The sequence below is a fragment of the Rhizobium sp. Root1212 genome, from assembly GCF_001424985.1.
GTDB lineage: Bacteria > Pseudomonadota > Alphaproteobacteria > Rhizobiales > Rhizobiaceae > Pararhizobium.
Window position 1 is genome coordinate 1 of record NZ_LMDA01000018.1, and the last position, 12204, is coordinate 12204.

At 54.7% G+C, this 12204-nt stretch carries 14 protein-coding genes; 11 read left to right on the plus strand and 3 right to left on the minus strand.

Going from position 1 to position 12204, the window contains the following annotated elements; translation table 11 throughout:
* Positions 1-864, plus strand: an 864-nt coding sequence (locus ASC86_RS26105) for a hypothetical protein (RefSeq protein ID WP_056323237.1), incomplete at its 5' end; no start/stop codon positions are given.
* A gap of 44 nt (positions 865-908) precedes the next feature.
* Here ASC86_RS26105 and ASC86_RS16035 read toward each other — a convergent pair.
* Complete coding sequence (locus tag ASC86_RS16035) at positions 909-1244, minus strand: hypothetical protein (RefSeq protein WP_056323239.1); 336 nt, start codon at positions 1242-1244, stop codon at positions 909-911.
* Between the two features lie 461 nt (positions 1245-1705).
* Here ASC86_RS16035 and ASC86_RS16040 point away from each other — a divergent pair, with 461 nt between their 5' ends.
* The 3 genes from ASC86_RS16040 to ASC86_RS16050 all read left to right on the plus strand — a co-directional run bounded on the left by ASC86_RS16040 (position 1706) and on the right by ASC86_RS16050 (position 5862).
* Positions 1706-2833 (plus strand): hypothetical protein, encoded by a 1128-nt coding sequence (locus ASC86_RS16040; protein WP_056323241.1) that lies wholly within the window; start codon positions 1706-1708, stop codon positions 2831-2833.
* On the plus strand, positions 2833-5058 hold the full coding sequence (locus ASC86_RS16045) for an HAD family hydrolase (protein WP_056323243.1): 2226 nt from the start codon (positions 2833-2835) through the stop codon (positions 5056-5058). Before ASC86_RS16040 ends, ASC86_RS16045 begins: the two co-directional genes overlap by 1 nt.
* Before the next feature lie 81 nt (positions 5059-5139).
* A complete protein-coding gene (locus ASC86_RS16050; RefSeq protein WP_082510254.1) occupies positions 5140-5862 on the plus strand; it encodes a CatB-related O-acetyltransferase in 723 nt (240 codons plus the stop codon).
* Positions 5863-5953: 91 nt separating this feature from the next.
* Here ASC86_RS16050 and ASC86_RS16055 read toward each other — a convergent pair whose 3' ends face one another.
* A complete protein-coding gene (locus tag ASC86_RS16055) occupies positions 5954-6649 on the minus strand; it encodes a GDSL-type esterase/lipase family protein (RefSeq protein WP_056323246.1) in 696 nt (231 codons plus the stop codon).
* Positions 6650-6792: 143 nt separating this feature from the next.
* Here ASC86_RS16055 and ASC86_RS16060 point away from each other — a divergent pair, with 143 nt between their 5' ends.
* The 5 genes from ASC86_RS16060 (at position 6793) to ASC86_RS16080 (ending at position 9322) form a co-directional block, all read left to right on the plus strand.
* The gene (locus tag ASC86_RS16060) at positions 6793-7554 is read left to right on the plus strand and encodes a hypothetical protein (protein WP_056323249.1); all 762 of its coding nucleotides are present in this window, start codon (positions 6793-6795) and stop codon (positions 7552-7554) included.
* The gene (locus ASC86_RS16065) at positions 7551-7841 is read left to right on the plus strand and encodes a hypothetical protein (protein ID WP_056323252.1); all 291 of its coding nucleotides are present in this window, start codon (positions 7551-7553) and stop codon (positions 7839-7841) included. Before ASC86_RS16060 ends, ASC86_RS16065 begins: the two co-directional genes overlap by 4 nt.
* A 155-nt stretch (positions 7842-7996) precedes the next feature.
* The gene (locus ASC86_RS16070) at positions 7997-8290 is read left to right on the plus strand and encodes a hypothetical protein (RefSeq protein WP_056323254.1); all 294 of its coding nucleotides are present in this window, start codon (positions 7997-7999) and stop codon (positions 8288-8290) included.
* Positions 8287-9039 carry a hypothetical protein gene (locus tag ASC86_RS16075; protein WP_056323257.1) on the plus strand — a complete coding sequence of 251 codons (753 nt, stop codon included), beginning with the start codon at positions 8287-8289 and terminating at the stop codon, positions 9037-9039. The genes ASC86_RS16070 and ASC86_RS16075 overlap by 4 nt, the downstream gene beginning before the upstream one ends.
* Before the next feature lie 4 nt (positions 9040-9043).
* On the plus strand, positions 9044-9322 hold the full coding sequence (locus ASC86_RS16080; protein WP_056323260.1) for a hypothetical protein: 279 nt from the start codon (positions 9044-9046) through the stop codon (positions 9320-9322).
* 955 nt (positions 9323-10277) lie between these two features.
* On the opposite strand, the gene ASC86_RS16090 is transcribed toward ASC86_RS16080, so the two are convergent.
* Positions 10278-10517 (minus strand): hypothetical protein, encoded by a 240-nt coding sequence (locus tag ASC86_RS16090; RefSeq protein WP_056323265.1) that lies wholly within the window; start codon positions 10515-10517, stop codon positions 10278-10280.
* Between the two features lie 229 nt (positions 10518-10746).
* Here ASC86_RS16090 and glf point away from each other — a divergent pair, with 229 nt between their 5' ends.
* Both glf and ASC86_RS25340 read left to right on the plus strand, forming a co-directional pair.
* A complete protein-coding gene (gene glf / locus ASC86_RS16095; RefSeq protein WP_056323269.1) occupies positions 10747-11889 on the plus strand; it encodes a UDP-galactopyranose mutase in 1143 nt (380 codons plus the stop codon).
* 216 nt (positions 11890-12105) lie between these two features.
* The coding region (locus ASC86_RS25340) for a GTP-binding protein (protein WP_141681087.1) at positions 12106-12204 on the plus strand (99 nt) is incomplete at its 3' end.

Consider the following 12204-nt stretch of genomic DNA (forward strand, 5'->3'; position numbering starts at 1 on the left):
TCCAGAGCCCCCGCTGAAAACATGCGAGGGACGGTTGAAACATGGGTCAATTCTCAATGGAAATATCTGGCTGCGCCGGGTCAGCTCTCAGTGGAAATCAACACCAATGCGTTCGATAGTCCGAGCCCGGTAATCGAGATATCGGGCTGGCGCTGCACGGAACTTCAAGGCTACGGGGCGCTGCAGACGATCGAACAGGTTGCACTTCAGGCGCATGCAATGTCCGGTGCCGTTTTTATCATGGATTGGGAGGCGAATGCCCCTACCGCTGGAAAAAGTGGGGCGCTGATGATCACGAGCCCCCATGAAGCGGCAAACACTCGCGTTGCAAACCCGGCCGGCAAGACGCAGTTCTCAATCATCGACAGCGCACGCGGCGCTCGTAATGAAACTGGTCTTCATTGGGGGCCGCGATATGTCGCGAACGCCCCGGCCGATTTCAGTGCCCTCACCGGTTTGTTAGAGGGCTCCGACCTGCAAGTGCCTACGTTGCTCATTGACGCGCACGGGAACAACGGCCCTGGCAGCAATCCGACAACGTCCGGCATTCGAGCGCTCATAGGCATGTTGGGCGGCATCCTTGGTGTGGATGGGTCGGCGAAACTGATCTACTCAAACGAAGACGACAGGCTCTACGCCTACGAACACCTCTTTCCAGACACAACGACTTCTCGGGATCTTGGCGATGCAACTCACCTGTGGCGTGCCGCCTACATCCGCAGTCTTCGATTAAGACCGCAGTCGAGCGAGCCGCCAGTAACGAACGGAGAGTTAACGATTCAGGCCGACAGCAACACATCGCTCCGGTTTCGTTATCAGGGGTCGGACGGCGTGATCCGAAGTGCGACACTAACTTTGACATGAGAACGCAGCCCGTTACGACGGCTCTGGAACCATCCGGGTAGCCGTCATAAAGCTATAGTCCGCTCTCGCTCTATCAGCGTGTCGTCGAGCGCGTCAAGAAAAGCTCTCAGAGCGGGGATTTTGTCGCTGCCTATCGAAAGGAATTCTGCAACCTGCAGAACGTACTCCATCGACATGCCGCCCTGGTGAAGCGTTGCAGCCAACTCTCGGGCGGCATTACCCAAGGCAGCTTCTCGGTCAATAACCGATTTTAGACTGCCTTGGATGGACGCATTAATAGCCGCTTGCTCGGCTTCGGTGCTCGCCTTGGGCGCCGTGAAAATGTTTATCAGGCTCAGAAATTTGGACAGTTCACTGTTTTTCGGGTCGGTTTCGGTCATTTGGATGCCTCGGGAGGTGACGCAAGCACATTGCTGGGTGATGTTTTCGTTATCGCAGTACTTTACTGCGATGGGCGATGAGGCACTTATGCCATGCGGGATATCAGGGGGATAGTACTTTTCCGGCGATTTTGTAGCGTGGGGTTTTTAGGCTTTTAAAGAAGCCGAAAGGTCGGTGTTCTCATAACCAGTGAGAAGTATGATGCAGCGAAGTCCCGCTCCGCCGCCGCGAGTGATCAAGCAATCTTCCGGCTGCAAACGCTCGTCGGGTTGGCATATGAGGAGACCGCTTCTTTCGTTCCGGATTGCCGCGCCTGTTTTCTAAGGGGGCTTTCCTCGTTTGATATCGATGCGCTATAGGGGGGCGTCTAGCCAACATTAATGCTGCGCCAAAGCGCGGTCTTAATGAAGTTCAACAGCCAAGGTGTAGACGCGCCAGGCAGTAAAACAGGAATGGAATCTTGGCAGAAACCAATAAATTTACGTCTGTTTTTATCGCTTCTGATTTTCTTGCCACTAGTCAAAAAGAACAAGACAGCAATCTGCGTTGGCTTCGCGACCTATTTAAGCGCCCGATATCTGTAGGTGGCGGGGTTGAGACACTCATTGCTTCGAGTCGCTGGAATGAAGACTTTTCCTTTGACCGTGGAGCGTTCTTTTCTGCGTCTGGCTTAGATGTTGATCTGGAAGAGACCCAGGTATTTTTCGAATCAACGAAGATTTCGGATCGCTCCGTTGAAGTGGTAAAGAAGGCATTCCCGCCGAGGTCGCTTATCGTCGGCTATGAATTGAGCTCGGGGACACGCGAAATAATCAGTCGGGCCGGTCTGATTTACATTGATGTTTGGCTGCATCCTGTCCGGTTTTTGGATGACCTGCTGCTTGCCTTTGATTCGAACTCCCCCGAGCTTCGCGAGAGAATAGCGTCATTCGAATTTCCAGAAGAGATGAACTATGTCTATGCCGACCGGATACGCGTGCAGATGTATCGCGGCAAACCGAGTATCCGCAATGACCTGAAGCCGAAGAGTGCGCTCTATATAGGGCAGACCTTGAAGGACAAAGCTATTGCGTCTGCGAATGGTATGCTCACTCTGCTGCAATACAAATCGGAATTTGAGCGGGCGGCACTCACCCATAACCACCTCTATTATTCGCGCCACCCTTTCGTAAAAGCTGGCGACGAAAAATCGCTTTCTTTCGCCAGAGGGTTCAAAAATGTGTCGCTGACAAATCACCCGACCTACATGCTTCTAGCGTCCGACGAGATCGACTCTGTACTGTCGATATCATCATCAGTGGTGACGGAAGCGAAATATTTCGGCAAGGCGTCCTACTATCTTTATCGGCCGCCCGTACGCGTTTACGATCAGGATGGCTACAGCAGCATCCTGCATAATTACCTGTTTTCCGGTTTTTGGAGGTTCGTATTTTCCGGCGGCGATAGACCGGACGCGAGGGAGATTTCTTTCATCGATGGTCGAAACAAGTTGCGTGACATGTTGTCTTGGTATTGGGGGTTCCGCCAAATCGACCGGCTAGAAAGCCTCTATAATAACGTTTCCACGCTGTTGACGCGGAAGGGTTGATGATGGTCGATCTCGTTAGAGCAAAACGCCTGATCGAAGGCGCTGATGTTGTGTCGTTTGACATTTTCGACACCCTAATCCGTCGAAAGGTGGACTCGCCTAGGGACGTTTTCAATCTGATGAAAGGGGCGGCACACGCCATTTCACGCGGTCAGGTCTCGGATTTCCGGGCCGCGAGAGTTCTCGCAGAGCAAAATGCTTTATCAAAAGCGCAAGAGACCGGCATCGAGGAGATAACCTTCAGCCAAATTTACGATGAACTGCAGACGCTAACCGGCATTGCAGACGTAGTGAAAGAGGCGATACAAGCCCTAGAGGTCGAAACGGAGTTGCGATGCGTGGATGTGCGGGTTGTCGGACGGGACCTGCTGGAATTTGCATCGCGCCAAAGAAAGAAAATCGTTCTTGTATCGGATATGTATCTGCCACGAGACGTGATTTTGAGCCTTCTTGAACGCGCTGGCGTGCGCGGCTTTTCGACGCTTTACTTATCAAACGAACTGCTGAAAACAAAGCGATTGGGCGATCTGTTCACCCATATTCTTAACGAGCTGTCACTGAAGCCTTCACAAGTCGTGCACATCGGAGACAATCCGCGCGGTGACGTTTCGACGCCGAACACGCTAGGAATCGAGACGATTCACATCCCGCGATCTATGGTCAACTTTCGCGAAGCAAGCCCATTCGGGAAAAGTATTGCGCTTGCGGGGCGTAAGCATTCGTCGCTCACAAAAAGCGCCGTCGACGCTCTGATCGCGGATCGTTTTTTCGACACGCGCGATAAACTGACGGAAGAGGCGTTTTTCAGAAGCGATCCGTTCCAGTTCGGATACTCGGCGCTGGGACCTTTACTGCTAGGAATGAGCTTTTGGCTTTATCGCGAGGCTAAGGCAGACGGTATTGAACGTCTCTACTTTCTGTCTCGCGACGGGGCGGTGATGAAAAGCGTCTTCGACGCGCTGTTCCCAAGTGACGAATACGGGATTGAGACAGATTATCTCTACTGTTCACGCCGGGTGGTCCGCGTCCCTTTGATGCAAAATAAATTTGATTTACTCCAACCTGTTTCCAAGCCGATTCACAAAAGGACGCTCGGGAGCTGGTTGGAAGCGAATTATGGTGTGGACCCGAATCAGATCGATCAGGCCTTATTTCATGGGCGCGGATTCGAAGGACCAGATCATTTTATTGATAAAGATGTTGATCGTGAGGCGCTCTCTAGCCTGGTAAGTGATTTGCACCCGATACTGATTGAGGTAGCAACCAGCGAGCGTCGCACTTTGGAGCAGTATCTTGCCCATAAAGGGGTTGGCGAGGGCCGCCACGCCGTGGTTGACATCGGCTATGCGGGAACGATGCAAGAAGCCCTTTCAAACATCCTACACAAAGAGTTGAAGGGCTACTACCTCGCCGTTTTCGGCACCTCGGCAAATGTGAAAAATCAGCTAGGGTTGAAAGGATTCCTTTCTCAATACGGCGCGGACGATAATCCTGCATTGGGAATTTGCACGCACAGGTTTGTCTATGAGAGCTTAGTCTGCAGCAGCGAGGACTCTGTCCTTCGCATTGGCAGAACTGACGCGGGATTTAAGCCGGTCGGGCTTCCGTCAGAGAATGACAGGGAGCGTAAGTCTTTCGTGGACTATGCTCATTCTGGGGCTCTCTCGCTAGCGAGAGAGTACCGCGCGACATCGCCAATACCTCCGGAAGAATCCGTTCTTTCCCCGGAGGCCAGTTCGCTGATATTTGATGCCTATCTTCGCCAGCCCATGGCAAAAGATGTAGCTCTGCTATATGGCGTCGGCTTCGAGGATATATATGGACTCGCTCATCAACGATATCTCGCCGTAGAGCCAGGGCTGGTGAACACTGTCCTGCCCTCGCAGGTGATCTGGAAGGAAAGCCTTTCGGTCAAAGCGCCGGTCAAAACGATGACGGCAAAAGACGCAGAACTTGCTGGGAAGAAGGCCTTAAACACAAAAGATTATCCGTTAGCCGCGGCCAATTTCCGGAAAGCATATGATTTACTGCCATCGAGGCCGAACTACCTCCGCATGGTTGCCGAGGCCCACTATAGCGGTGGCGACAAAAAATCAGCGATCAATGCTCTGAATGAGTTTATCAAAATAAACCCAAGGAACCTGCGGGCGAAAGCCCGTAAGTTGGTAATGACGTTCCCGCCGCTTTCTAAGATAATCGGTAGCTACGAATTTAATATTCGGTGAAGCATCGACGCCAGCATTCTACAGGGGCAGCGACGGCACCGTGCGAACCTAGAATATACTCGCACAGCGACGGAAGTGGTCATGACACGATCGAAAGCCGGACTTTTTATCAATGGCAAGGTCTCGCTGGACAGACGGTATCCGATCGCGATCGAGGCCCCTGTTCAGTTGCGTGAAGGTTATTACGACATTGGCCGCATTGGCGCCTTCACGTACATGGGAGGGAAAGGTAGCTCGTTCCGTCATATCGAGAGCGTTGGGCGGTTCTGTTCCATCGCTGGGAACATTACGACCGGAGAAATGGAGCATCCAGCCTTCCACGTGTCGGCTCATCCCATATTTCAGGGGAAGTGGAGTGTTTTCGGAGAGTTCACTGAGGACTATTACCGTCGCAATGAACGAGAACTGTCGGTAGACCGCGCCTCGATTCGTGCGTCACTCGGGAAGCGCCTAGACCGTATAGTCATAGGAAATGATGTCTGGATAGGTGCTGGAGTCACCGTCTTACGCGGTGCAAAAATAGGCGACGGCGCAATTATCGCTGCCGGTGCTGTCGTCACCAGGGACGTGGAGCCGTATAGTATCGTTGGTGGCGTCCCGGCTAAACATATCAAATACCGATTTGATGAGCCTACCATAAAACGCCTTCTTGCGTCCAAATGGTGGGATTACGGCCTGTCCGCCACTGATGGCGCATCAATGAACTTAGTGTGCGAGGCCTTGTTAGTCATCGAAGAGAATATCTCTAGTGGGCGCGCCAAGAGATACGACCCTCCATTGACTGATATCAGAGAGATTGTCTGATACCCAAAGGCTTTATCACCCAACCGATTGAGTAGAATAAGCGGCCTGAAAATCATCTGGCTGAAAAAGGCGCATTGCTCGTGATGCTAGCTTAAAATCCAGCCGCGCTCAGCGCCTCCCTCAAGATCGCGTATCCACTGTCATTCAGATGCAGTTTGTCGGGAGTATAGTTGGGGCAGTCGCCTGAACTATTACAGGTTAGCTTTTCCTCGTCGATGGCGACAACGGTTGCACTTTTGATGGTCTCCCTAATGTGCAAGTTGATGGCGCGCCGGTCTTCTTGACGAAAACGAAACGCCTGGCCTCTCGGGAGGATGGGTACGATGTAGAGGCGCGCATCCGGCCATTGTTGATCAATATCTTCGATGACGCTCGACACGCCTCCGCTGATTGCGCAGCCCGGAGTTCCTTTGTCGCTAAGATTATTCGTGCCAATGATAAGGATAATGCGCGACGGTTTCACCTTCGGTGGAATTGTTCTTAGCCTCCATCTTAACTCCTGTATGCGCTCGCCGTGCAATCCCATGTTCGCGACGGTGAACCCCGCGAAGTCAAGAGCCTGAGTTTTACTCCAGCGAGCGGCGATGGAGTCTCCGATAATTAAGACATTCCTGTCGCCGGTCTCGGAGTAAAACTTCTTCGCGAGAACGAGCCTCAGCGGTGACTGTTCGATTATAGGTGTCGTTATGATTTCAAGGCTGTCTTGATCACAGGGCATCGCGACCGCCAATCCTGGAAGCGCCACAGCGAAGAACGCCAAAAGCAGATCCCTGAAAATCTTTCTCATGTCACAAGCCTCCCAAACTGCTTAACGGGCCGGCGTTGGTTGCGGCGGCGACCCCAAAGTCTCAAGTTCTTCCAAAATTCTTTCTTCACCACAACGTCTTGACGCACCGCGGCGGGCCTTTGCTCGCCCTGGAGGAGTAGCCTATGAACATGACCACTTTCTTTGCCTATGTTCGCCGTGCGCCGTTCGGCGGCCGGCTAACGCAATCCCAGATCGACGGCTTGAATGCCATCCTTTCCGAATGGGACAAGCGGGGGCTTTTAGACAAGCGCTGGTTGGCTTACATGCTGGCGACGGCCTTTCACGAAACCGGCGGCAAGATGCAGCCGATACGCGAGGCCGGGGGCGAAGAGTACCTTCGTTCGAAGAAATACTACCCGTGGGTGGGCGAAGGCCTCGTGCAGGTCACATGGGAGGTCAATCACCGCAAGTTCGGAGCCACCCGACCCGGCCAGCTTCTCACCACGCCGATCGCCATCCGCGCGCTGTTCGACGGCATGTTGCAGGGCATGTTCACCGGCAAGAAGCTGTTGGACTATTTCAGCGCCACGGCGGATGACCCGATCAATGCGCGCCGCATCGTCAACGGGACCGATAAGGCCAAACTGATCGCTGGATACTATCGCAACTTCCTCGATGCGCTGGAAGCCGCGACTGAAAGCCATCCGCCGCGGGACGTTGAAGTTTCGGACGCCAAGCCCGACGACAAGCCGGCCGGTAAGAGCACAACTGCGGTGACGACGATCCTCACCCCCGCAGTGACCGGTATTGCCGTCCCGCTGATTGCGGGAATCAATAACGTCTATGCGCTCATCTTCGGCCTTGCGCTGCTCGGGATCTCTTCGCTTGCCGCTTTCATGTTCTTCAGCGGGCGATGGCAAGTCAATCGGAGCAAGGCGCTATGATCTCCCGCCTCTCTTTGGCCGCTGGCGGCGTTGTCGGCTTCGTTCTGGCCTTCACCCTATTCCATCTCATCAACGTGTCCTTCTGGCTTCCTGCGGCGCGGGAAGAGGGTAGGGCGCGTCTGACCGCGGAGCAGGCTGCAGCCGACCGCAAGGCCGAAATCGAAAGGAAGAACGATGATGCGGCTCTCCGCACGAAAACTGACTTTGACCTGTGTGTTGACGCTCTTCGCGCTCGCAGGGTGCCAATCGACGCCTGCGACCAGTTGCGCCGGCTTCGTTCGGAATGACCTGTCACCGGCAGGAACTGTAGCGCTCATCCAGTCTGACCGGGCGGGATACGAACGCGTCATTGGTAACGACCGCGCGGGCGAGCGCCGGGGTTGCTGGAAATAGCATCGCATCGAAAGGCATCACGGGGACTAAATTGACCGAGGAAACACAAATGGATTCCGCCGCCGACCTGCGATCTCGCGTGGTTGCCCTTGAACACAAATTACCTGACGTGTCCCAGCGCCTCACCGCCATCGAGACATGGCAACGTCAGAAGGACGTGGAAAGCGCACGTCACGACGAAAGGTGGATCGCGATGGAAATTCGTATCGACAACCGCTTTTCAGGTCTCGAAAGCTCCGTGCGGGATATCAAGACCTCTCTGTCCCGCATCAACTGGATGATCATCAGCGGCATTGTCGCTGGCATCGTTGGCTTTCTGATCCGCGGAGGATTCGCCCCATGATCGGAATTAATCTCAGCCTGTGGAGTGCCGCCCTTTCGAAGGGCGGCTACAGCCCAATCGCGGCCCTCGGGGCGAAGCTCTTCGAATATTGGGACGCCGACCGAGCGGACACGATCACGCAAAGTGGCGGTCTTGTAAGTCAATGGGTTGGATTGAAGAAGGGAACCGCAGTTGCACAAGTAGGTGTGCCATCCCGACCAACTTATTCTGCATCCGGCTTTAAGGGCCGTCCCGCCGTCTATTTCGATGGTATCGATGACGGGCTGTATACCACTATAGGCGCTGGATACTTTCCCGACGGAACGCAACCCTGCGAAATGTATGTGTTGGTTGATAACACCGCACCGGGAACAGACGCTACACAGCGCACAGCCTTCTACTACGGAGACGGGGCGAATGGAGACCGCAGATTGCGTCGTGCTCAAGGGGCCGGAAACGTTAGCCGGGGTCAATGTGCTGCAGGCTCGGGCTCAGGTGTCTTCAGTGTTCTTGACAACACGGTAGACCTTACCGGCCGGCACGTTATCAGGGGACGGTTTACCGCCAACACTGCCTTTGTTTCCGTAGATAGCTCCTCCGAAGCCCAATTCGCCGTCATCCCCGCCACGACGATTACGCGAGTTGCTATCGGCGGCCTCTTTACGACTGCGCAACAATTCCAGGGCGGCATCGCGGCGGCACTCATCACATCACCCCTAACCGCCCAAGAGCGATCCGCTCTTGAGGCCTGGCTCAACGCAAGGAGATAGCCCGATGGCAAACAAACAGGTCGTCTTTCCGGTAGGCAAAGAAGCGCAAGCGACAGCGTACCGCAACTGGACGAACGCACAGTTCGACCTCCTCTTTCCCGGTGTAGGGATGTTTGGTTACGGCGAGACAGTTATTGATCGTCACGGCCAGCGCGTCGAGGCATTCCTTGGCTTGCCTTTCGAGTACCCCGTTGGGACGCCACTTGACGAGCCTGCCGGCGGCGCTGCGATGCGGGCGGACGGCATCATCGTTGACGCCGCTGAGATGCCAATCGTGGACTAGTCACCCGCATCTCATGCAGGAGAAACATAGAATGCAAAGCAACAAACTATCGTTATTCCGTTTGCGCCGGGAGCAAATTCCTATTGCGATCTTCGGCCTTATTCTCGGGGCCGTCGTGGGACACTTGGTTGTTCTGCGTTTTTTCGCCGTGTGAAGTCGCGTATTCGATGGCCAACCCGCCCCCTTCATCGAATGATTGGTCCTAGTGCGAAGGCTTAGCGCGCCGGGGGTTTTTCTCTCCCCTCCCAATAGTCGGCCGCCAGATGCTCCCAGCATCGCCACTCGGTTATCCCTCGGCCGCGCTCTTTCCCGAAAATGCCCCAAGCATCGCATCCAGGGTGACCGCACTTTTCTGCCACGTGCACATCCTGATTCGACTTAGCGCCGCTCACGTCGCTCATTCGTCATCCCTCGATGTTATTCCCATATGCATTGCATATCTTGTTGGCCAAGCCGACGCACAAGACGCACATTTCTGAGCATGAATTGCGGCAAATGATCTTTGCAACCTCGTTGCGGGTCGGCTTCGTGGCTGCGGTACGGAGATGGCTCCCCACGAAGATTGCCGTCTCTGAGGTGAGCGTTACCGTTTTCCGTGCGTGACCTCGGGCGGCAATCATCGACGCCAATTCTTCAATCGTTTTCCACTTGCGCATAGCGCATCCTCATCGCGTCACGTCGCAGTATCCGTCCCTGTGTGTTTTGGATATAGCGCCCGCATGCGCTGTTGGATGGGGTGATTATGGGATGGGGGGAGAGGGAGTCAATCGCCGTGAACAAAACGTGTCTCTATTTTCCGTTCCGAGATGAACGAGAAAGAAACAGAGTGACACGACCACATAGAAATGATTGAAGGTTCTGGAAGCCTTCCAAGCTGAATACGCGGGTTCGATTCCCGCTACCCGCTCCACTTTTTCAATCTCTTTACAATCTGCGTCGTTTCGCTTCGCTTTCTTTATCGCAAGACCGGTGAGGCAACGATTTCGTCGTCGTAAAAGGATCGCGTAAAAGGTCGCGGCCGATTGGGTCCCCTCGGCCTCTGGATCGACTTTTCGCGCGACCACTGCACCACCATCTTGGTTTTCGAGGGAAGGGCGAGCGGATCGACATCCTGCTTCGCATCCGAACCTTGCTGCGAGGGCGACAGCAGGAGGACGGCTCCATTGGCATAAACGGTGAGTTTCAGCAGTTGCATGCCAGTTCCTCCCTTGGCTCCAGCATGATCCTCTAAAATTATATTGGAAATCAAGGTAATTTTCATCCCTCAGTTGAGGTATGGAAGGCTATGCTAATATTGTGTCCTTTTTCCGCCTTTTGCTGTGCGTCACCGTGATTGCAAGAAATCAGCATGGTTAATTTAGACTTGCCGATAGGCATTGGCCGGCATACCTAGGCTGGAACGAACACGCTCTCGAAGGCTCTCGATGTCCAAGCGAATTCTTCTTGTCGGCGCCGGACTTTCCGGCGCGGTTATCGGTCGCTCGCTGGCGGAGGCCGGGCACGACATCACCATCGTCGACGAGCGCCGGCATATTGCCGGCAATTGCTACACCGAGCGCGACGGCGAATCCGGCGTCATGGTCCATACCTATGGCCCGCATATCTTCCACACGGACGACGAGGATGTCTGGACCTATGTGAACCGCTTCGAGCGGTTCATGCCCTATGTCAACCGCGTCAAGACGACGTCGGGCGGCAGCGTCTATTCACTGCCGATCAACCTGCACACGATCAACCAGGTGTTTGGCAAGGCGTTTCGCCCTGACGAGGCCAAGGCCTTTATCGAGACGCTATCGGACACCTCGATCAAGGAGCCGAAGACCTTCGAAGAGCAGGCGCTGCGATTCGTCGGCCAGAGGCTCTACGAGGCCTTCTTCAAGGGCTACACGATCAAGCAGTGGGGCTGCGACCCCAACGACCTGCCGGCGAGCATCCTGAAGCGCCTGCCGGTGCGCTTCAACTACGATGACAACTACTTCTTCCACCGCTTCCAGGGTATGCCGGAAAACGGCTATACGCCGATGGTCGAGAAGATCCTTCAGCACGAGCGCATCAAGGTTGAGCTTGGCCGTCGCTTCCGCCGCGATGAGGCCGGGGCTTTCGACCACGTATTCTATTCCGGGCCACTCGATGGCTATTTCGATTACGAACTGGGCCGCCTCGGCTATCGCACGCTCGATTTCGAGATGTTCCGCTACGACGGCGACTATCAGGGCTGCGCGGTCATGAACTATGGCGATGTCGAGGTGCCCTATACGCGCATCACCGAGCACAAGCATTTCTCCCCCTGGGAGAAGCACGAGAAGTCCGTCTGCTACCGCGAATATTCGCGCGCCTGCGGCGAGAATGACATTCCTTATTATCCGATCCGGCTTGCCGACGAGAAATCGCTGCTCGGCAAATATGTCGAGAAGGCGAGGGTGGAAAAGGGTGTTACCTTTGTCGGGCGCCTCGGGACCTACCGTTATCTCGACATGGACGTGACGATCCGCGAGGCGCTGGATACGGCCGAAGCCTACAAGCGCGACGGCGAGGCCATGGGCGCGTTCCAGGTCAATCCGCTCTGACGAAGGCGGTATCGGCTTGCCTGTTGTTTTCATTCAGGAAGCGCTGCGGCTGGAAAAGTCGGAGACGACACCCCATATGCGAGATCAAGGCTCTAACGGCCTCCGGTAGCGCGCAACGCAATTAAGTCTTGCGCAATTCTTCCGAAACCCTTAAACGCCTCCCCAAACCGGCTCTGCCGGGTGCACCATTGTCATAGATCACAGGAAACCTAGCCCATGGCAAAGAGCAAGTTTGAGCGCAATAAGCCGCACGTCAACATCGGCACGATTGGCCACGTTGACCATGGCAAGACGTCGCTGACGGCAGCGATCACG

Bases quoted from the DNA above. Each gene is read 5' to 3' on its own strand.
- ASC86_RS16035 (WP_056323239.1), bottom strand. From the start codon at position 1,244: ATGACCGAAACCGACCCGAAAAACAGTGAACTGTCCAAATTTCTGAGC.
- ASC86_RS16045 (WP_056323243.1), top strand. From the start codon at position 2,833: ATGATGGTCGATCTCGTTAGAGCAAAACGCCTGATCGAAGGCGCTGAT.
- ASC86_RS16050 (WP_082510254.1), top strand. From the start codon at position 5,140: ATGACACGATCGAAAGCCGGACTTTTTATCAATGGCAAGGTCTCGCTG.
- ASC86_RS16055 (WP_056323246.1), bottom strand. From the start codon at position 6,649: ATGAGAAAGATTTTCAGGGATCTGCTTTTGGCGTTCTTCGCTGTGGCG.
- ASC86_RS16060 (WP_056323249.1), top strand. From the start codon at position 6,793: ATGAACATGACCACTTTCTTTGCCTATGTTCGCCGTGCGCCGTTCGGC.
- ASC86_RS16065 (WP_056323252.1), top strand. From the start codon at position 7,551: ATGATCTCCCGCCTCTCTTTGGCCGCTGGCGGCGTTGTCGGCTTCGTT.
- ASC86_RS16070 (WP_056323254.1), top strand. From the start codon at position 7,997: ATGGATTCCGCCGCCGACCTGCGATCTCGCGTGGTTGCCCTTGAACAC.
- ASC86_RS16075 (WP_056323257.1), top strand. From the start codon at position 8,287: ATGATCGGAATTAATCTCAGCCTGTGGAGTGCCGCCCTTTCGAAGGGC.
- ASC86_RS16080 (WP_056323260.1), top strand. From the start codon at position 9,044: ATGGCAAACAAACAGGTCGTCTTTCCGGTAGGCAAAGAAGCGCAAGCG.
- ASC86_RS16090 (WP_056323265.1), bottom strand. From the start codon at position 10,517: ATGCAACTGCTGAAACTCACCGTTTATGCCAATGGAGCCGTCCTCCTG.
- glf (WP_056323269.1), top strand. From the start codon at position 10,747: ATGTCCAAGCGAATTCTTCTTGTCGGCGCCGGACTTTCCGGCGCGGTT.